The sequence below is a fragment of the Bartonella sp. AA126HLJHH genome (genome assembly GCF_042197425.1).
Classification (GTDB): Bacteria; Pseudomonadota; Alphaproteobacteria; order Rhizobiales; family Rhizobiaceae; genus Bartonella.
In genome coordinates this window covers 1-578 of sequence record NZ_JBHIRU010000138.1, presented here as the reverse complement: position 1 = coordinate 578, position 578 = coordinate 1, and the positions used below count along the sequence as shown (strand labels likewise).

The window sequence follows — 578 nt, the reverse complement described above, 5'->3', positions numbered from 1 at the left end:
ACCTTTTTTGCATTGTCTTGGAGAGACTGAGCAATAGGCAAAGCAAAAGGATAAGGAGAGGCACCGGCAAAAATACTGGCCTCAAAACCATCCGGATAACCTGCCTCTGTTAAAAGTTGCTTTGCTTTTTGGAGATCAAGTTTAAAGGGTTGTCCCTCTTTTTCATCCAAAGCTCCAAGATTACCAAGAGGAATAAAACTTGCACGTGGAATACCAACATCTTTGAGAAGAGTCTTACCGAGTCCTTCATAGTCAATAAGATAACGCATCGCTAAACGCACTTTTTCATTGGCAAAAATAGGGTTTGTCGCATTAAATCCCCATATGATCATGGAGGGCGCCAACACTTTTTCAACTTTAATATCCGTTGTTGCTTGGAGATCTGCCAAATCCTCTGGCATCAGATTACGTGCAACATCGATATCGTGTTTTTGCAATAATAAACGTTGTGTTCCAGGTTCCGCAACATGGCGAATTAAAATCTTCTTCAATTTAGGCGCCTCCCCCCAATAATTGGAGCTTGCACGCAACAAAATTCCTTCTCCAGGGCGCCAACTCTCTAGCTGATAAGGACCAAC

The 578-nt window shown here is 42.6% G+C and carries 1 protein-coding gene; it reads right to left on the bottom strand.

All coding sequences use genetic code 11. From position 1 onward, the window contains the following. Positions 1 to 578: ABC transporter substrate-binding protein (locus ACFIQC_RS10180; RefSeq protein WP_375707164.1), on the bottom strand; the 578-nt coding region annotated here is incomplete at both ends.